Source organism: Devosia sp., assembly GCF_039927955.1.
Classification (GTDB): Bacteria; Pseudomonadota; Alphaproteobacteria; order Rhizobiales; family Devosiaceae; genus Devosia.
The window spans coordinates 39,345-57,917 of sequence record NZ_JBDSUA010000001.1 but is presented as its reverse complement, the minus strand read 5'-3'; the positions used below and the strand labels follow the sequence as shown (position 1 = coordinate 57,917).

17 protein-coding genes are annotated in these 18,573 nt (G+C 63.3%); 10 read left to right on the top strand and 7 right to left on the bottom strand.

Annotation, left to right across the window (positions count from 1 at the left end):
- Positions 1–23 precede the first annotated feature (23 nt).
- From zwf to edd, 3 genes are all read left to right on the top strand, one after another.
- Positions 24–1,505: a glucose-6-phosphate dehydrogenase gene (zwf, locus tag ABIT12_RS00305; RefSeq protein ID WP_348040241.1), complete on the top strand. Its 1,482-nt coding sequence runs from the start codon at positions 24–26 to the stop codon at positions 1,503–1,505.
- Positions 1,506–2,201 carry a 6-phosphogluconolactonase gene (gene pgl, locus ABIT12_RS00300; protein WP_348040238.1) on the top strand — a complete coding sequence of 232 codons (696 nt, stop codon included), beginning with the start codon at positions 1,506–1,508 and terminating at the stop codon, positions 2,199–2,201.
- Between the two features lie 63 nt (positions 2,202–2,264).
- The gene (gene edd / locus ABIT12_RS00295; protein ID WP_348040234.1) at positions 2,265–4,079 is read left to right on the top strand and encodes a phosphogluconate dehydratase; all 1,815 of its coding nucleotides are present in this window, start codon (positions 2,265–2,267) and stop codon (positions 4,077–4,079) included.
- Positions 4,080–4,222: 143 nt separating this feature from the next.
- Here edd and ABIT12_RS00290 read toward each other — a convergent pair whose 3' ends face one another.
- On the bottom strand, positions 4,223–5,353 hold the full coding sequence (locus tag ABIT12_RS00290; protein ID WP_348040232.1) for a citrate synthase: 1,131 nt from the start codon (positions 5,351–5,353) through the stop codon (positions 4,223–4,225).
- Positions 5,354–5,436: 83 nt separating this feature from the next.
- On the opposite strand from ABIT12_RS00290, the gene ABIT12_RS00285 reads away from it, so the two are divergent.
- Positions 5,437–6,513, top strand: coding sequence for a citrate synthase/methylcitrate synthase (locus ABIT12_RS00285; protein ID WP_348040230.1), 1,077 nt, complete (start codon positions 5,437–5,439; stop codon positions 6,511–6,513).
- Positions 6,514–6,556: 43 nt separating this feature from the next.
- Here ABIT12_RS00285 and mutL read toward each other — a convergent pair whose 3' ends face one another.
- Entirely contained in the window at positions 6,557–8,356 is a 1,800-nt protein-coding gene (gene mutL, locus ABIT12_RS00280) for a DNA mismatch repair endonuclease MutL (RefSeq protein WP_348040228.1), read from the bottom strand.
- A 181-nt stretch (positions 8,357–8,537) separates the two neighbouring features.
- Between mutL and fabV the strand changes: the two genes are divergently transcribed.
- From fabV to ABIT12_RS00265, 3 genes are all read left to right on the top strand, one after another.
- Positions 8,538–9,713 (top strand): enoyl-ACP reductase FabV, encoded by a 1,176-nt coding sequence (gene fabV, locus ABIT12_RS00275; protein WP_348040226.1) that lies wholly within the window; start codon positions 8,538–8,540, stop codon positions 9,711–9,713.
- Between the two features lie 5 nt (positions 9,714–9,718).
- Positions 9,719–10,171 carry a nucleoside deaminase gene (locus ABIT12_RS00270; RefSeq protein ID WP_348040224.1) on the top strand — a complete coding sequence of 151 codons (453 nt, stop codon included), beginning with the start codon at positions 9,719–9,721 and terminating at the stop codon, positions 10,169–10,171.
- Between the two features lie 89 nt (positions 10,172–10,260).
- Positions 10,261–10,599: a hypothetical protein gene (locus tag ABIT12_RS00265; protein WP_348040223.1), complete on the top strand. Its 339-nt coding sequence runs from the start codon at positions 10,261–10,263 to the stop codon at positions 10,597–10,599.
- Between the two features lie 40 nt (positions 10,600–10,639).
- On the opposite strand, the gene ABIT12_RS00260 is transcribed toward ABIT12_RS00265, so the two are convergent.
- On the bottom strand, positions 10,640–11,392 hold the full coding sequence (locus ABIT12_RS00260; protein ID WP_348040222.1) for an SDR family oxidoreductase: 753 nt from the start codon (positions 11,390–11,392) through the stop codon (positions 10,640–10,642).
- Positions 11,393–11,502: 110 nt separating this feature from the next.
- Here ABIT12_RS00260 and ABIT12_RS00255 point away from each other — a divergent pair, with 110 nt between their 5' ends.
- Positions 11,503–11,916, top strand: coding sequence for a helix-turn-helix domain-containing protein (locus ABIT12_RS00255; protein WP_348040221.1), 414 nt, complete (start codon positions 11,503–11,505; stop codon positions 11,914–11,916).
- Positions 11,917–12,219: 303 nt separating this feature from the next.
- Complete coding sequence (locus ABIT12_RS00250; RefSeq protein WP_348040220.1) at positions 12,220–13,011, top strand: alpha/beta hydrolase; 792 nt, start codon at positions 12,220–12,222, stop codon at positions 13,009–13,011.
- Between the two features lie 118 nt (positions 13,012–13,129).
- Here the strand turns inward: ABIT12_RS00250 and ABIT12_RS00245 are convergent, their stop codons facing one another.
- The 4 genes from ABIT12_RS00245 to purD form a co-directional block, all read right to left on the bottom strand.
- The gene (locus tag ABIT12_RS00245) at positions 13,130–13,912 is read right to left on the bottom strand and encodes an AraC family transcriptional regulator (RefSeq protein WP_348040218.1); all 783 of its coding nucleotides are present in this window, start codon (positions 13,910–13,912) and stop codon (positions 13,130–13,132) included.
- 24 nt (positions 13,913–13,936) lie between these two features.
- A complete protein-coding gene (locus ABIT12_RS00240) occupies positions 13,937–14,242 on the bottom strand; it encodes an antibiotic biosynthesis monooxygenase (RefSeq protein WP_348040216.1) in 306 nt (101 codons plus the stop codon).
- A 133-nt stretch (positions 14,243–14,375) separates the two neighbouring features.
- Positions 14,376–15,242 (bottom strand): patatin-like phospholipase family protein, encoded by an 867-nt coding sequence (locus tag ABIT12_RS00235; protein ID WP_348040214.1) that lies wholly within the window; start codon positions 15,240–15,242, stop codon positions 14,376–14,378.
- A 157-nt stretch (positions 15,243–15,399) separates the two neighbouring features.
- Positions 15,400–16,680 carry a phosphoribosylamine--glycine ligase gene (gene purD / locus ABIT12_RS00230; protein WP_348040212.1) on the bottom strand — a complete coding sequence of 427 codons (1,281 nt, stop codon included), beginning with the start codon at positions 16,678–16,680 and terminating at the stop codon, positions 15,400–15,402.
- Positions 16,681–16,920: 240 nt separating this feature from the next.
- Between purD and xseA the strand changes: the two genes are divergently transcribed.
- Positions 16,921–18,537: an exodeoxyribonuclease VII large subunit gene (xseA, locus tag ABIT12_RS00225; RefSeq protein ID WP_348040210.1), complete on the top strand. Its 1,617-nt coding sequence runs from the start codon at positions 16,921–16,923 to the stop codon at positions 18,535–18,537.
- Positions 18,538–18,573 lie beyond the last annotated feature (36 nt).

The window sequence follows — 18,573 nt, the reverse complement described above, 5'->3', positions numbered from 1 at the left end:
TGCCCTGAAGGGACTATCATCTCGTGTCCAGCCGTATCATTCCAGTCCAGCCATTCGATTATGTGGTGTTCGGCGCTACCGGCGACCTGACCAAGCGCAAGCTGATCCCGGCGCTGTATCACCGCTTCAAGGACGGGCAGTTCGACGAGAATAGCCGCATTATCGGCGCCTCGCGCTCCAAGCTGAGCAGCGCTGATTTCCAGCAAGCAGCGCGCGACGCGATCACGGCTTTTGTCGAGCCCCCCTACCAGGATCCGGCGGTCATCGATCGCTTCGTCAAGATTTTCTCCTACGTGCCGGTCGACGCCACCAATCCTGAAGGCACCGGCGATCTGGGCAAGGCGCTGCGGGACGACCCCAAGATCGTCCGCGCCTTTTACCTTGCGGTGGCGCCGGACCTGTTCGAGCCGATTGCCGAATATCTGTACAAGAAGAAGCTGTATCGCCGCGACGCCCGCGTTGTCATCGAAAAGCCGCTGGGGCACGACCTGGCCTCGTCCATGGCAATCAACGATGGCGTCTCCAAGATCTTCAAGGAAGATCAGGTTTACCGCATCGACCATTACCTGGGCAAAGAGACAGTGCAGAACCTGCTGGCGCTGCGCTTTGCCAATACCCTGTTCGAACCGATCTGGAATTCGGCCCATATCGACCACGTCCAGCTCACTGTGGCGGAATCGGTCGGCGCCGGCACGCGCGGCTATTACGATGAATCTGGCGCCCTGCGCGACATGATCCAAAACCATATGCTGCAACTGCTCTGCCTCGTCGCCATGGAGCCGCCGGCGTCGGATGATGCCAACGCGCTGCGCGACGAGAAGCTCAAGGTGCTCCGCGCCCTCAAGCCGATCGTCAACGGCGACGTGGCCAAGTCGACCGTGCGCGGCCAGTACAAGGGCGTGAAGTCGGAAACCACATCGGTCGCCGGCTATCAGGACGAACTGCCCGAAGCCAAGAAGGGCAGCCGCACCGAGACGTTCGTAGCGCTCAAGGCCGAAGTCGAGAACTGGCGCTGGGCTGGCGTGCCGTTCTACTTCCGCACCGGCAAGCGCATGGCCAGCCGCGTTTCGGAAATCTGCATCCAGTTCAAGCCGATCCCGCACTCGATTTTTGATCACGCCGAGGGCGCGGCCAAGGCCAACAAGCTGATCATCCGCCTGCAGCCAGACGAAGGCGTCAAGCTGATGATGATGATCAAGGACCCAGGCCCGGGCGGCATGCGCCTGCGCGAAGTGCCGCTGAACCTCTCGTTTGCCAAGACTTTCACCGAACGCACGCCCGAGGCCTATGAGCGGCTGCTGCTCGACGTGATCCGTGGCAACCAGACCCTGTTCATGCGCCGCGACGAACTGGAGCAGGCGTGGAAATGGGTCGACCCGATCCGCGAGGGCTGGGACCGTTCGAGCGAACCGCCGCAGTCCTATGTCGCTGGCACCTGGGGCCCGAGCGGGGCGATTGCCCTGATCGAACGCGATGGGCGCACCTGGTATGAGGACGATAATTAATTGAGCATCGAACGCCGCACTTTCGAGGGCCGTCTGGCGCTGGCTGCCGAGCTGGCAGACAGCGTCGCCGCCCACATCAATGCGGCGATCGAAGCCGAAGGCGTAGCCGCCATTGCGGTATCGGGTGGCTCGACGCCGTCGCGGTTTTTCATGGCGCTGGGCAAGCACAAGGATGTCGACTGGTCCAAGGTGATCGTCACGCTGGTGGACGAGCGCTGGGTCGATGATACCAACGACCGCTCCAACGCCATGCTGGTCAACGAAAAGATGCTGCAGGGGCCGGCCGCCGTGGCGCGCTTCTTTCCGCTCTATTCAGGCGGCGACGAGCCTGATGCGGCCCATATCGCCAAGACCAACGCGCTGCTGGCCGGACTGCCGACAACCTTTGCCGCCGTCGTGCTTGGCATGGGCAGCGATGGCCATACCGCCTCGTTCTTTCCGGGCGGCGACACTCTGGCCGAGGCGCTGAGCGCGCCCGGCCCCGTGATTTCGATCCGCGCGCCGGGCGCGGGCGAACCGCGCGTCACCTTTACCCTGCCGCGTTTGCTGAACACGGCAGGGCTCTACCTCCACATCGAGGGGGAAGAAAAGACCGGCGTTCTCGACACCGCTCTGAGCGAAGGTCCCGTAGAGGACATGCCCATCCGTGCCGTCTTGCGCTCCGGCCAGAATGTAACCGTCTACTGGGCCCCATAAAGCTCCTGTCGCGATCCCCAATCGATCGTGATGGCCGCTGCCGGCGCCCACCAAGGAGCAACTATGTCTGTGCTAAAAGCCATCCAGGATGTGACCGATCGCATCGCTGCCCGCAGCCGTGACACGCGGCGCGATTACCTCAACCGGCTCGAAGAGGCGCGCCAGCAGGGTGTGCATCGCTCGGCGCTGGCCTGTGGCAATCTCGCCCATGCCTTTGCCGCCTGTACCCCCTCGGAAAAGGCGGCTTTGGCCGGCAACAAGACGCTGAACCTTGGCATCGTCACCTCGTACAATGACATGCTGTCAGCCCATCAGCCGTATCAGTTCTACCCCGAAATCATCAAGGAAGCCGCCCGCAAGATGGGCGCCACCGCGCAGGTCGCCGGTGGCGTGCCGGCGATGTGCGATGGCGTGACCCAGGGTCAGGCCGGCATGGACCTGTCGCTGTTTTCGCGCGACGTGATCGCTATGGCGACGGCTATTTCGCTCAGCCACAACATGTTCGACGCCGCGGTTTATCTCGGCATTTGCGACAAGATCGTCCCCGGCCTGCTGATCGGCGCGCTGACCTTTGGGCATTTGCCCGCAGTATTCGTGCCCGCCGGCCCGATGCCGTCCGGCCTGCCGAACGACGAAAAGAGCAAGGTCCGTCAGCTCTATATGGAGGGCAAGGTCGGTCGCGCTGAACTGCTCGAAGCCGAGTCCAGATCCTATCACTCGGCCGGCACCTGCACCTTTTATGGCACTGCCAATTCCAATCAGATGCTGATGGAAATCATGGGCCTGCACCTGCCCGGCGCCAGCTTCGTCAATCCCGGCACGCCGCTGCGTGATGAGCTGACGAAAGAAGCCACCCGCCGCGCGCTGTCGCTGTCGGCGCAGGGCAATAATTATACCCCGGTTGGCCACATCGTCGACGAAAAGACCATCGTCAATGGCCTGGTCGGCCTGCACGCCACGGGCGGTTCGACCAATCACACCATGCATCTGATCGCCATTGCTGCCGCTGCCGGGCTGCAAGTGACCTGGGACGATATGAGCGATCTGTCCGACGCTACGCCGCTGCTGGCCCGCGTCTATCCCAACGGCGTTGCCGACGTGAACCATTTCCACGCCGCTGGCGGCATGGGCTTCCTGATCAAGGAACTGCTGGAATCCGGCCATCTGCACGAAGACGTCCGCACCGTCTGGGGCACCGGCCTTTCCGGCTATACGGTCGAAGCCAAGCTGCTCGAAGACAAGCTCGCCTTCGAACCGTCGCCCAACGAGTCGGCGCTGCCAAAGGTTTTGACCTCGGCCAAGACGCCATTCCAGACCTCCGGTGGGCTCAAGCTGCTGACCGGCAATCTTGGACGTTCGGTGATCAAGGTTTCGGCGGTAAAGCCCGAACATCGGGTTATTGAAGCACCGGCCCGGGTGTTCCACGGTCAGGAAGGCATGCAGGCCGCGTTCAAGGCCGGCGAACTCAATGGCGACGTGATCGCCGTGGTGCGCTTTTCCGGCCCGCGCGCCATCGGCATGCCCGAACTGCACAAGCTGACCCCGGCGCTTGGCGTGTTGCAGGACCGCGGCTTCAAGGTCGCGCTGCTGACCGACGGCCGCATGTCTGGCGCATCGGGCAAGGTGCCTGCGGCGATCCACATGACCCCCGAAGCCATCGACGGTGGCCCGATCAGCAAGATCCGCGACGGCGACATGATCCGCCTCGACGCCAATGAGGGCACGCTGATGTTCCTTGGCGACGAAAAGGAGTTCCGCTCGCGCACCCCGTCGGTCGAGGATTTGCGGTCCCAGCATTATGGCATGGGACGGGAGCTGTTTGCCGGGTTCCGGAGCCTGGTGGGCGTGGCGGACCGTGGGGCAAGTGTGTTTCAGTAGGCGGGTGCCTGCGGCGGCAACCCCCTCCGTTCCCTCCCCGCAAGGGGGAGGGTGACATCGCGTTTGTTGCGCCATCTAGCCAATTCCACCGGGTTCACCCTCCCCCTTGCGGGGAGGGAAGGGAGGGGGTTCTTCGGGAACACTCAATCCAGTGGTGCAGGCCCCACATAATGCGCGCGAGGCCTGATCAGCGTCCCGGTCTGAACCTGTTCCAGCGCATGCGCCAGCCAGCCGACAGACCGCCCCAGCGCAAACAGGATCAGCGGGGCGTCGGCCGGCAAATCGTAGGCGGACGTCATTGCCGCCAGCATAAAATCGATATTTGGCTGTTCACCCACTGCTGCCACACCCACCTCGGCTAGTTCGGCATACAGCGCCGGCAAGGCGAAATGCGCGGCCAGTTCGATCGCCCGCGCGTCGCCATTGGGATAGAGCCGGTGGCCAAAGCAGGGGAGCGACCGCCCAGATAGCAAGGCGCTGCGGATCGCCTGATCGGCGCCATCACGGTGAGCATGGGCGATGAGGTCACGCATGGCGGCCGCCGCGCCGCCGTGGAGCGGGCCGCTCAAGGTGGCGAGGCCCGCCAGCACGGTCGCCGCCAGTGACGCGCCGGTCGAGGCGGCGACGCGTGCGGCAAAGGTGGACGCATTGAGTTCATGTTCGGCCAGCAGCACCAGTGCCCGCCGAATCAGATCGGCGGCGTTCGGGCGCTGCCAGTGGCGGGCAAGCCGCAGGTGGACGGGCTCAAGCCCTGGTCCGGCAAGCGCGCTGACCAGAATGCCGACAACTGTCGCGCCGTCTCGGTGCAACACGATTGTCGAGCGTCCCAGCGTGGGTAACGCAACGCCCGCCATGGCACCAAGGGCGACGAAAGCCGGGGCGATGCCCAGCCCGGTCGCCTGCTCGACGTCGGTCGCAAAACTCACGCGCTGGGCACCCCACAACAGTTCCGCGACCATTCCGAGGTCGTGGTCGCGCGACAGTATCGCGGCGTCCTGACCCCGATACAGCAGCCTGCCATCGGCGATGGTGGAAATGGACGTCAGCAGCACCGGATCGCCAAAATCGATGGCTTGCGCAGCGACGGTTTCGGCCCTGCGCCGCCCCTGCTGCCGAGCGGCCAACCGCTCTACATCCTCGCTGCTGTAAAGGCTGCGGCGGGTATCGGCGGGATCGGGTTTGGCGGCAATCCGGCCACGGCTGACATTGGCATACAGCGTTTGCGGCTTGGTGCCGAGGCGGTCGAGTGCCTGTTCTGCCGTGACCCAGCCCATTGCGCCTCACATTGATCTTTTGCATCAAGATTGACGTCAATCTTGATTAGGTAGATTTACCCCGAAAGCACAGGAGAAGCAACATGTACTCGGGTCTGGACGATGTGATCGCAGCGGAAACCACGCTGTCGGATGTTGACGGGATCAATGGCCGGCTGGTGATTGCCGGCTATTCGCTGGACGATCTGGCGGGCCGCACCAGCTATGAGCAATTGCTGGCTTTGCTGGCGGGCGGCTTTTTACAGGGCGATGCGGCAAGTATCAGGCGCGAACTGGCAACGGCGCGGCGCGAGGTGTTTCACCACCTCAAATCGGTGGATGCCACTATCCTTGCTTTGTCGCCGATCGAAGCGCTGCGCGCATTGATGGCGCGATTGCCCGATGGAGAGGACAAGGCGACGGCCTATCTTCTGCTCGCCGCGCCAGCGGTGTTCACCTCCGGCCTGCTAAGGGTGCGGCAGGGACTGGCGCTGGTGGCTCCAGATGCAGCATTGAGCCATGCAGCCGATATGTTGCGGATGCTGACCGGCGCGGCGCCATCTGCCGTACAGGTGGCGGCGCTCGATACCTATCTGGTCGCCGTGTCCGACCATGGGCTTAACGCCTCGACCTTTGCTGCCCGCGTCGTCGCCTCGACCCGCGCTGGGCTGACATCGGCAGTGCTGGCGGCGTTGGGTGCGCTCAAGGGACCGCTGCATGGCGGCGCGCCGGGGCCAGTGCTGGATATGCTTGACGCCATCGGCACGCCTGCCAACGCCGAGACATGGCTGGCCGCTGAACTGGCGCGGGGCGAGCGCATTATGGGTTTTGGCCACCGGATCTATCGCGTCCGCGATCCACGTGCCGATGCGCTGAAGACGGCACTGGGGCGGCTGGCGTCGGACGGCGCGGTTGCGGTGGAGCGCATGGCGCTGGCTGAAGCGACGGAGACCGCCGCGCTGCGGCTGCTGGCGATCAGGAAGCCGGATCGCAAGCTCGAAACCAATGTCGAGTTTTACACCGCGCTGTTGCTCGACGCGCTGGGCTTCCCGCGCGATGCATTCACCTGCGTTTTTGCGGTGGGACGTGTCGGTGGCTGGGTCGCGCATGCGCGCGAGCAGATCGACCATGGCCGGCTGATCCGGCCACAATCGCGCTATATCGGGCCGGTAGCGGCTTAAGGGTTCTGCACCAGTTCCACCCGTTCTGCTTGGGGCGGTCGCCCTACCGCGTCCGCCCGAACAGCCGCTCGATGTCGCGCTTCTTGAGTTCGACATAGGTCGGGCGGCCGTGGATGCATTGGCCGGAATGGGGCGTGGCTTCCATGTCGCGCAGCAGGGCGTTCATTTCATCGACCCGCAGCCGCCTGCCGGAGCGGACCGAGCCGTGGCAGGCCATGCGGCCGATGATGGCTTCCATGCGGTCACTGATCGCCGAGGAGGTTTCCCATTCGGCAAGACCATCGGCGAGGTCGCGGACCAGCCCGTCGATATCGGTATTGCCCAGCAGAGCCGGGGTTTCGCGCACGGCGATGGCGCGGGGGCCGAAGCGTTCGAGGTAAAGCCCGTAGCGTTCCAGATCGGGCGCCGCGTCTTCGAGCCGGGCACAATCTTCCTCGGGCAGTTCGATGATGACCGGGATCAAGTGACTCTGGCTGGCCACCGGTCCGGAAGCCAGCTGGGCCTTGAAGCGCTCATAGACCAGCCGCTCATGGGCCGCGTGCTGATCGACCAGCAGCAGGCCATCGGCGTTCTGGGCGATGATGAAATTATCAAACATCTGCGCCCGCGCCGTGCCGAGCGGATACTCGACCAGACCCGCCGGCTCGATGGCTTCGACCCTGCCGCTCGGCTCGGCAAACCCGGCAAAGGCCGTGGTCATTGGCTCGCCGTGATGCGGCTGATCATAGCTGCGCAATGCCGCCGCTTCGTTCGACATCATCAGCGGTGCCGAGGCGGGGCGCGTTGCCGCGTAGTGCGGGGTGGTGAAGGCCCCGACGATGTCCTCGGCTACAGTGGTCGAGGCCTTGAACCCAGCCGCCGTCAGCGCGTCGCCGATGGCGCGGATCACCGCGGACCGCACCCCGCCGGCATCGCGGAAGCGCAATTCGGCCTTGGCCGGATGCACGTTGACATCGACCTCGGCGGGATCGACCGCCAGATACAACGCGATCACCGGAAAGCGGTCGCGGAACGTAAAGTCGGCATAGGCGGCACGCACCGCGCCAACCAGCACCTTGTCGCGCACCGAGCGGCCGTTGACGAAGTAGAACTGCGACAGCGAATTGGCCCGGGTATAGGTGGGCAGGCCCGCCAGCCCGGCGACGACCACGCCATGGCGCGCCGTGGCGAGGCGGACGGAGTTCTGCGAGAAATCATCGCCGATCACCTGTGCCAGCCGCGCGGCGAGGGCGCCGTCACCAGTGATGGCAGGCCAATTGGAGGCGGTGCGATCGCTGCCATTGAGCACGAAATGCACTGCCGGGTTGGCCATGGCGAGGCGCTTGACCACGTCGGTGATGGCGCCGGCTTCAGCCCGGTCGGTCTTGAGGAATTTCAGCCGCGCCGGGATCAGCGCGAAAAGGTTTTTGACTTCGACAATGGTGCCCCGGTTCATCGCCTGCGGCACCGGCCCGGACTTGCGACCATGACGCACCTCGAGCCGCAACCCGTTCGGCGCATCGGACGTGCGGGTGGAAATGGTCAGTTCGGCCACCGAGCCGATCGAGGCCAGCGCTTCGCCGCGAAAGCCGAGCGTGCGGATGTCATCAAGATCGGCGGGGCCGAGCTTGGAAGTGGCGTGGCGTTCGACCGACAGGATCAGGTCGGCCTCATCCATGCCGTGACCGTCATCCTCGATGCGGATCTGGGTCTTGCCGCCGCCGGAAGTGGTGACCACGACGCGCGAGGCACCGGCATCGATGGCGTTTTCCACCAGTTCCTTGACCACGCTGGCCGGGCGCTCGACCACTTCGCCAGCGGCAATGCGGTTGATCAGATCGTCGGGAAGCTGGCGGATGGGCAAGGGCGATTCTCCTGTGCGTCAGTATAGGGGATCGGCGGGCTCATTCCGACCCGGTTCCGGCGATTGCCCACCGCGCAAATGCCGCAAAGAGGCGGCAAAACCCGGAAAACCATCGCCAGCACTGTGACAGGCGAGCGGCTGTCTGCTATGTGCGGATCACATTCTGTTTGGGAGCCCAGCCATGATCATCGAGCCAAAAATCCGCGGCTTCATCTGCACCACCGCGCACCCGGTCGGCTGCGCCACCAATATCCAGCGCCAGATCGACCATGTCGTGGTCAAGGGCGCCATTCCATCAAAGCGCCAGCGCGTGCTGGTTCTGGGCTGCTCCACGGGCTATGGCCTGGCCTCGCGCATCGTCAAGACCTTCGGCAGCGATGCCGGTACCGTTGGTGTCTCGTTCGAGCGCCCGCCAGCGGAAAACAAGACCGCCAGCGCCGGCTGGTACAATAACCGCGCCTTCGAAATGCGCGCCAAGGCGGCCGGACGCGTCGCCGTCACCATCGAAGGCGATGCGTTTTCCGACGCCATCAAGGCTGAGACTATCGAAGCCATCAAAGCCAATCTGGGCCAGGTTGATCTGATCGTTTACTCCGTCGCGTCCCCCGTGCGCACCGATCCCAAAGATGGCGTGCTGTATCGCTCCGCCATCAAGCCCTATGGCACTGCGGTGACCTCCAAGACCCTCAATACCGGCACTGGCGAAGTGTCCGAAATTTCCGTCGAGCCGGCCACCGAGGAAGAAGCCGCGGCCACCGTCAAGGTGATGGGCGGCGAAGACTGGGAACTGTGGATTGCGGCGTTGTCCGAAGCCGGCGTTTTGGCCGAGGGTTTCCAGTCGCTCAATTACACCTATCTGGGCAGCGAACTGACCTGGCCAATCTACCACAAGGGCACGCTGGGCAAGGCCAAGGGCGATCTCGACCGCGCCGCTGCCGCCATTCGTGCGCAGTTCGGTGAACATGCTGCGCACGTTGTCGCGCTCAAGGCGGTGGTCACCCAGGCCAGTTCTGCCATCCCGGTCGTGCCGCTCTATGGCACCCTGCTGATCAAGGTGATGGATGAAATGGGCATCGGCGAAGGCACGATCGAGCAAATCGATCGCCTGTTCCGCGTCAAGCTGCAGGGCGATATCGCGCTGGACGAGGCGGCCCGCGTTCGCGTCGATGATTGGGAACTGTCCGGGACGGTGCAGGCCGAACTCAAGAAGCGCTGGGCGGCTCTGACCACCGAAAGCCTTGGGACGCTTGCCGATCTGCCCAAGTATCGCGCGGAATTTCTCAAGCTGTTCGGGTTCGGTCTCGGTGGCGTGGATTATTCCGCCGATGTCGATCCGCAGGTTGTTTCCTTTAGCTGATTGCCATGACCACGCTCGCCCCCATGGACCTGGCTTTGGCGCTGGCTGAAGAAGCCGCCGCCAATGGTGAGGCGCCGGTTGGGGCGGTGGTGATGGAGGGGCAGACCGTGCTTGCCGCTGAGCGCAACCGGATGAAGGCGCTGGGCGATCCGACATCGCATGCTGAAATGCTGGCGATCCGCAGCGCCTTGGCCAAGCGCGGCACCGGGCGGCTGGATGGGTGCGATCTGTACGTGACGCTCGAACCCTGCGCCATGTGCGCCGGCGCCATCGCTCATACACGGCTGCGGCGGGTGTATTTCGGGGCCGAAGATACCAAGGCCGGCGCCGTCGAAAATGGCATCCGGCTCTTCGAACAGCCTAGCTGCCACCATGCACCCGAAGTCATTGGCGGCATTGGCGGACAAAAGTCCGCGGCGCTGTTGCAGGCGTTTTTTCGTCAGTTGCGCAGCTATTGAGCGCCCTGTCGCAAATAATCTTGCACTATTGCTGGCACTCCGGCATCCCTTTTACATTGAGCGCGATCTAGCGCTTGGGGGGAATCCAAATGAAAAAGCGTCATCTGGCCAGCCTGGCCGCCTTTGCCTTGGTTGCAGTGCCTACAATTGCCCATGCGGACCCGCTGGCATTCACGCTCGACAATAAATCGAGCCACAATATCCTGTACATCTACCTGTCCACCCCCGATGCGACCGATTGGGGCGACGACATTCTGGGTGATAACGTGCTGGTCCCGGCCGGTGAATCTGGCACCGTGACCATCAAGGATGCCGCAGGCCAATGCGATTTTGCCATGGAGTTCATTCTGGACACCAAGCAGGTCATCACCGAGACCAGCGTTTCGCTGTGCGACAACGCCACCTACACCTTATCGGACAGCCAATAACGCGCTGAGGGCATCTGGCAGCGCCAGATGCCCAAATCGGTCAATGCGCGCCGTTGAGGCGTTTGAACACCGCGTCGTGCTGGCCATTGGCTTCGGCAAAGCGCAGGAACTTGACCCGCTCGACATTGATTTCGCCGGAGGCGGGCGGGGCGGCAAACAGGCTCATGCTCTCAGTGATATAGTCGGCCAGCGGCATCGAGTTCGGATTGTCGCGGTGACCCGGCATCAGGTCGGTCGCCACAGCGGGCGGTACCAGTTCGAGCACCTCCACCGATGTATCGCGCAACTGCGCCCGCAGCGACTGGCTGTAGGAATGGATCGCCGCCTTGGTGGCGCTATAGGTGGGCGTTGCCGACAGCGGCACGAAGGCCAGGCCTGAGGAAACGGTGACGATGCTCGCCTTCGCCTGCTGGCGCAGATGGGGCAGCAGCGCCGCCGTCAGCCGGATCGGGCCCAGCAGGTTGGTGGTGATCGTGTCCTCCGCCTTATCCAAGTCGAATGGCTCGGCCTTCAGGTCTTCGGCCAGCATGATGCCGGCATTGTTGATCACCACATTGAGCGCCGGATAGGTACCGGTGATTTCAGCGGCAAAGCTCTTGATCGCCTGTGCATCGGCGATGTCGAGCAGGCGATAGATCATGCCGGGATGAGCCGCGATGGTGTGTGCCAGTGGCGCTTCCCGCCGACCAGTGATGATGACCTGGTTGCCCGCGGCGTGGAACGCGGCAGCCAGCGCCTGGCCGATGCCCGAACCGCCGCCGGTGATGAGAATTGTATTGCCTGTGGTGATCATTTCCTGCTCCGAAAGGGGTGTTGTCGTTGGCCGGACTGATATAGGCTCCACACTTACCAACAGAAAGTAGGCACCCAAAAGTTCGGTACTTACTCAATGGAGAGAAATGGATGAGCAAAGGGTCAGAGGCCAAAAATAACCGTCAGGCGGCGACGGTTTATCCGCCCTCCACCCCGGAGGTGGATGCGCTGGTCAATGAACTGATCGGCCGGGTGGCGGACAAATGGACGATGATCGTCATCGAAGTGCTGGAGCAGCACGGCGAACTGCGCTTCAGCCGGCTGGCGGAACTGGCCGGTGGCATCAGCCAGAAAATGCTGACCCAGACAGTGCGGCAGATGGAGCGCGACGGGCTGATCGTGCGCACCGTGCATCCGGTGATTCCGCCCAAGGTGGAATACCGATTGACCGAGCTGGGCCTGACGCTGGGCGCGGCATTTTGTGGCGTCTGGGAATGGGCGGCCGAAAACCTCAAGCGGGTCGAAACGGCGCGGTCAGCTTATGACGGGCGGCCCAAGGGTTAGCCTGACGCCAGATCATGCAGCCGGGCGAGGTGCGACCTGCGCCTTATCGAAATGCTGCAGGCCCAAGGCCCATTTGTGGCGTCCAGAACCGATCGCGTCTAGCAAACAAACAGCAGCAGTAGCGGTATTTTCACGCCGCTTGACATCTCGTGCACGCCAGTTCATAACCAAATAGTTATAGAACGAAATGGCTATGAAAGAGAAGGGCCGAGAATGTTGCGACGAACCCTATTCACCTTGACGGCTGCCCTCGTTGCATCGGCAGCCCTTAACAGCATTACCCAGACATTTGGAGAAGAGACAATGAACAATCCCCAGACTGGCTTTGCCCCCGTCAACGGCCTCGCGCTGTATTATGAGGTCCATGGCAGCGGCGAACCGCTGTTGATGCTGCATGGCGGCATCGGTGCCAGTGAACAGTTCGGGCCGAACGTGGCGGAACTGGCCAAAACCAGGCAGGTGATCATCGCCCATATGCAGGGTCATGGTTTCACCAAGGACATCGAACGGCCTTACGGCTATCCGCAATTCGCCGAGGATGCGGCGGCTCTGCTCGATTATCTGCACCTTGGCGCAGTCGATGTACTCGGTTATTCGCTGGGTGCCGGCGTGGCGCAGCGTCTGGCCATCCAGCATCCCGACAAGGTGCGCAAGCTGATCCTGGTCTCCGGCACCATGGCCTATGACGGCTCCTACCCGGAGATCGTCGCCGCGTTCCCCGCCATGATCGAGCACGCGGCCCAGATCGCGGGTGGTGTGGCGCAATCTCCGCTCGCCACGATGTATCCCGACGTGAATTGGGAAACCGCTTTCCGCAAGACTGGCACGCTGGAAAGTGCGCACTGGGACTGGAGCGATGAAGTTGGGGCCATCAAGGCACCGGCGCTGCTGGTCTTCGCTGATGCCGACAGCGTCAAGCCGGAGCACATCGTAGCGATGTACCAAAAGTTCGGCGGTTTCCAGCGCGATGGCGGCATGGATGGCTCGATGCGCTCGCCCTCGCGGCTGGCGATCCTGCCGGGCACGCTGCATTACAACATTCTGGAAACGACGGCTGTGGCGCGGGCGGTGGAAGGCTTCCTGTCGGCTGCGTAGAGCACACTTCCGAGCCAAGATCGTACGCGACACTGCCATTCCAATTTATATAATGTGTTACATAAATCGAGGGGCGATATAACCGGTGGCATGGCCCAAGGGTTAGCCTGACGGCAGATCATGCAGCCGGCGATCCCGTGACCTGTTGTGGGGTGGCCGCCCGGTAGCTGGCGCGATAGTGGGTCGGCGTCGCGCCGGCAAACTCGCGGAATGCAGCGTTGAACGCCGACAGGGAAGCGTAGCCGACACCCATGGCAATGCTGGTCACCGGTTCGTCGGAACTGGCCAGCATCTCGATTGCCTTCATCATGCGCAACCGGCGCAGAGCCTGGCTCCACGACATGCCCAATTCCTGCATCAGGCGGCGCGAAAGCGAACGCGGGGTCATGGCCACCCGCGCCGCCAGAGCATCAAAGGCAAGTGGTTCGGCCAGCATGGCGTCGGTGATGCGCAGAATTTCGCGAACTGCCTGGCTGCGTCCCGCCGGCATCACTGCATGGCTTGGCGTTTTGGCGAGTTTCCAGGCGACGGTCGCCAGCATCAGGAACATCTGGCTGGCATAAGGCGAAAGCGCGCCGCTGCCTTTTCCCCATTGGCCGCATTCCAGCACCAGCTCACGCGCCAGCGGCGACATGTCGAACACGGTCAGTGGAGCCGCCGGAGGTGGCACGAAGCCAGTGTCGAACAGTACCGAACATACTGTGACGTGCTGGCCCAGGGTCACGGTAATCGGCGCGCCGGCTGAAATCAGCGCAGCCCGGGCAGGCGGCAGCGACCAGCTTTGGCCCTCTGCCTCGAGCCGCATCGCGCCACGCGCCGCATACAGCAGATAGTGCTGGTCGACGCGCAGGATGCGCGGCGGTTGCGGGGCAAACTCTTGGTAAAGGCTCCAGGCGTCCATCCCGCTCTCCGCCACGACTTCGGCTCAGCCGACAAGGTTCTCGAGCAGCTCGGCGCTCAAACGCTGGCTCACCGGCGGCGTGGTCATCATCGGGCGCAATTGCCGGCCGATGCTGGCAAAGGGCTCGGACACGCCATAGGCCTTGAAATGCTCAAGGCTCTCCCAGCCATGCAGCAGGCCAATATGAGCCTCGTCGCCGGCATTGGTGAAGGCGCGATAGTACAGATTGCCGGGCAGAGCCCGTGCCAGGGGAATCTCCCGCTCGAGGATTTGCAGGGCTTGGGGGCGGGCTTGCGGCGCGACAGTAAAATCCACGATGGCAATGAACATGTCCGTCTCACAATTGAGGGTTGCAGCGGTCCGGATGCATCTCCAGATCGTCATGCCTCAATTTAGCGTCCGCGACCATGGCTGGCGCGCGCCGGAAAGACAGAAACCGGCGCCTGGAGGACAAACTTACGGCCTAACTTGGCAGCACTTCCTGCCGGTCGGCGATCCAGTCTTCCACCTTCTGGTGCAGGATGCGCTTGAAGCGGTCCTTTTCCTTTTCGGCATGTTCGACGATTTCGCGGACCCGCCAAAACTCCATGGCGCCGAAACTGGCGACATGGGGACGAATGTACATATCGGGCGGATAGGCTGCCATCATGTGGGCGGTCAGCGAATGCATCATGATCTGGGCCGAGCCAAACCAGATATCGAGCGCCTTGTGGTCGGTCTTGGTCAGCCCTTCGGACGGATCGCCATTGACGTCGATGCCGATCAGGAAATCGGTGTCGATATCGGCCTGGTCCAGCGGCAGCGGATTGACCACGCCGCCATCGACCAGGATGTGATTGGCATAGGTCACCGGTTTGAACAGGCTGGGAATGGCGATCGAGCCGGCAATCGCGGGCCGCAGCTGGCCGGAATTGAACACCACCTGATGCCAGGACTGGAAATCCGTCGCCACCACATAGAGCGGGATCTTCAGATCCTTGAACTCCAGCGGGAAATTCGGCGGTGTGAAGCTGTCGACAATGGTGGTGGCATCAAGCTGCATCGAAATGCCATTCTTGAGAATGCCGCCAATGCCGCGCAACTGGATCGCCCAGAGCTTGCCGGCAATGGTGCGCATGGTGCCCAGCACGTCGAAGGCATGTTCGCGAATGTCGCGGCCGCTCATGCCGCTGGCCCAGCCGGCGCCGATCAGCGCCCCAATGGAGGTGCCGGAAATCACCGATGGCTTGAGGCCAAGCTCATCCATAGCCTCGATATAGGGAATATGCGTGAGGCCGCGTGCGGAACCGCCGCCCAAGGCAACACCGATCCGGGGATACGATGCGCTCATTTTACCTGCAGGCTCCTTGCCCTGGCTGCGCAGCCGCTCGCCGATTGCCTTGCCGCGCAATTGCAGCGGCGTCAGCGGGCGAGCTGGCCTGCGTCCGTCAAACACGGATTTGAGCGAGGTTAGGCCCGCAAGGTTTAGGAAAGGTTCAGAGCCGGGTTCAGGCTTTGCCGCGTTCGCGGGCGATGGCACGCCAGCCGATATCTGTGCGGGCGAAGCCTTCTGGCCAGTCAATCCGCGCAAGCGCCGCATAAGCACGGTTCTTTGCCTCTTCCACCGTGGAACCCAGCGCGGTGATGTTCAACACGCGCCCCCCATTGGCCAATAAACGTTCGCCGTCTCGACGGGTTCCGGCGTGAAACACCTGAATCGTCTCGCTATCGAGCGTTTCGGCGCCCTTGATTTCGCTGCCCTTGCCGTAGTCGCCAGGATAGCCTTTGGTCGCCATGATCACAGTGAGCGCAACGTCATCGCGCCAACTGGCGGTATGTCCGGCCAGTGTGCCGGTGGCGGTAGCCAGCAGCAGGGTGAGCAGATCCGAATTGAGACGCGGCATCAGCACCTGGGTTTCCGGATCACCGAACCGGGCATTGTATTCGACGAGCTTGGGACCATCATCGGTGAGCATGATGCCGGCATAGAGCACGCCCTGATATGGCGTGCCGCGCGCCGCCAGCCCACGCACCGTCGGCTCGATGATTTCGGCCATGGTCCGTGCGATCAGTTCGGGCGTCATGACGTCGGCGGGGGAATAGGCGCCCATGCCGCCGGTATTGGGGCCGGTATCACCGTCAAAGGCGCGCTTATGGTCCTGCGCGGTGGCCAGCAACAGCGTATCCTTGCCGTCGCACAGCACGAAAACGCTGGCCTCCTCGCCTTCCATGAATTCCTCGATCACCACTTCGGCGCCCGATTCACCAAAGCTGCCGCCGAAGCAATCGATAATCGCCTCTTCGGCGTCTTCGAGCGACATGGCGACAGTGACACCCTTGCCGGCGGCGAGGCCATCCGCCTTGATCACGATCGGCGCGCCATGCAGATAAAGATAGGCCAGCGCCGCGTCCTCATTGTCGAAGCGACCATAGGCGGCGGTGGGAATATTCATCTCGTCGCACAGCGCCTTGGTAAAGCCCTTGGAGCCTTCCAATTGGCCAGCTGCCTTGGACGGGCCAAAGCAGGGAATGCCGATGGCGCGCACATCATCGCCTAGCCCGGCGACGACGGGGGCGTCGGGACCGATCACCACGAAGTCCACGTGCATCAGCTTGCAGAAATCGGTCACTGCCTTGTGGTCGGTGATGTCCATCACGACATTGTCGCCGACCTTGCGCGTGCCGGCATTGCCGGGGGCGATGAACAACTGGGTGAGCTTGGGGGACTGGGCGAGTTTCCAGGCCAGCGCATGCTCACGTCCGCCTGAACCGATCAACAATACGCGCATGTCAGGCCCCTGTGTCTGATATCGGGGTGATGCACCAGCTTGGCTTGGGGTGCAAGCCTTTGCTGCCACAAGCGCGGAACGGCACCTTCCCCTCGACGCGGGAGGTTGGCAGGGCGTGTGCTGAGCCGGGATATTGTGGCTCTCCCACCCCCTCCCCTGATCCCTCGCCGCAGGGGGGAGGGTGACGACTGTGGGATTGTGGCTATTGACGCACAAGCCCGCAGAAGGCACCACACTCCAATGGAATCTCCCGCCACCAACGCCGCCGAGTTCACGGTTTCCGAGATCGCCCAGGCGGTCAAACGGACGGTGGAGGATTCGTTCGGCTATGTGCGGGTGCGCGGCGAAATCTCGGGCTTTCGGGGGCAGCATTCCTCAGGCCATGCCTATTTCACGCTCAAGGATGCCGATGCGGCCATCGATGCGGTGGTCTGGAAGGGCAATTGGGCCAAGCTGGCGTTCAAGCCCGAAGAGGGCCTCGAAGTCATCGCTACCGGGCGGCTGACGACGTTTCCGCGCTCGTCCAAATACCAGATCGTCATCGACAGTATCGAACCGGCGGGCGCTGGTGCGCTGATGGCGCTGCTCGAGGAAAGGCGCAAGAAGCTGGCCGCCGAAGGCCTATTCGCCCGCGAGCGCAAGCGCGAACTGCCCTATCTGCCGCGCGTCATCGGCGTCATCACCTCGCCGACCGGGGCGGTGATCCGCGATATCCTGCATCGGCTCGATGACCGGTTCCCCAGCCACGTGCTGGTGTGGCCGGTGCGGGTGCAGGGCGATACCTGCGCGCCCGAAGTGGTCAACGCCATTCGCGGCTTCAATGGCTTTGCCGTCGATGGCCCGATTCCGCGACCGGACCTGCTGATCGTGGCGCGCGGCGGCGGGTCGATCGAGGACCTTTGGGGGTTTAACGAAGAAAGCGTGGTCCGTGCTGTCGCCGAAAGCGGCATTCCGGTGATTTCGGCGGTGGGCCACGAAACCGATACCACGCTGATCGACTATGCCTCGGACATGCGCGCCCCAACGCCCACGGCGGCAGCCGAAGCGGCAGTGCCAGTGCGGGCCGAACTGATCGGCTATGTCGAAGACCTCGGCCAGCGGCAGCGCCACGCGACGCGCCGGGTGGCCGCCAGTTACCGCGATAGGCTTCGGGCAGCCGCTGCCGGCCTGCCACGCGCCAGCGATCTGGTCTCCACCCAGCGCCAGCGGCTGGACCATGCCGCCAGCAATCTGCTCAACGCCCTGCGCCACGCCAGCCAGGCCAAGTCCATTCAGTTCGAGCGCCTGCGGCCCCGGCTGACGCCCAGCATTCTGACCCGGCGCACCACCGAGCTTTCCGAGCGGCTGGCCAATATCAGCCGCCGCGGCGAAACTGGGCTGCGCAAGAGCGCCGACCGGGCGCGACTGGTGTTCGATCCCGTCGCCCGAAACCTGGTGCCGGCCAACCGGCGATTGATCGAGCGCAAGACGGCGCAGTTCGACGCGGTGCGCGCCCGGCTCTCGCCGACCGCACTCAAGAATGACCTGCGCCACAGCCGGATCCGGCTGAGCCCGGTCGCCGCCCGCCTTGATCCGGCGCTGGTCCGTATCGTGGGCGAGCGATCGCGGCAATTGCAGGCGCTGGGCAAGCTGCTCGGTTCACTGAGCTATAAAAGCGTGCTGGCGCGCGGTTACGCGCTGGTCAAGGACGCGCAGGGCAATCTGGTGCGGACCAAAGCCGGGTTGCAACCGGGCGATGAACTGGCGGTGGAATTTGCCGATGGCGAGATCGGCGCGACCATTTCGGGCGCGCCGGCGCAGCCGAAAAAGAAGCCGCGTCCGGCCTCCGGTGGGGGCGAACAGGAAAGCCTCTTTTGACTACGGCCTTCGGGCATTATATCCATTGTTGTCTGT